The 364-nt window shown below is 61.3% G+C and carries 1 protein-coding gene; it reads left to right on the forward strand.

Annotation, left to right across the window (positions count from 1 at the left end; genetic code table 11):
- A partial coding sequence (locus tag B7444_RS15600; protein ID WP_035730705.1) for a transposase occupies positions 1 to 347 on the forward strand: 347 nt, incomplete at its 5' end.
- Between the last annotated feature and the right edge of the window lie 17 nt (positions 348 to 364).

Genomic DNA, 364 nt, shown 5'->3' on the forward strand with positions numbered 1-364 from the left:
TGACCCCGGCCGACATCTCCGACAGTGCCGGTGCCCAGATGATCCTGGATGCGATCCGCAGGCGTTGGCCATGGGTGAAGCATCTGTTCGCCGATGGCGCCTATGACCGCCTGAAGTTGATGGACAAGGCGGCTTATCTGGATTTCATCGTCGAGATCATCCGCCGCCGCGACGGAGCAAAGGGCTTCGAGGTGCTGCCGCGACGCTGGGTGGTCGAGAGAACTTTCGGCTGGATGACCCGCTGGCGGCGGCTCGTGCGCGATTATGAGCGCCGCATCGACGTGTCACAGGCCATGATCTTCGTCGCCATGGGCGCCAATCTCATGCGCAGAAATGCTCACCCGTGATTTTCCAAACAGGCTCT

It is taken from the genome of Gluconobacter thailandicus F149-1 = NBRC 100600, assembly GCF_000964465.1.
GTDB lineage: Bacteria > Pseudomonadota > Alphaproteobacteria > Acetobacterales > Acetobacteraceae > Gluconobacter > Gluconobacter thailandicus.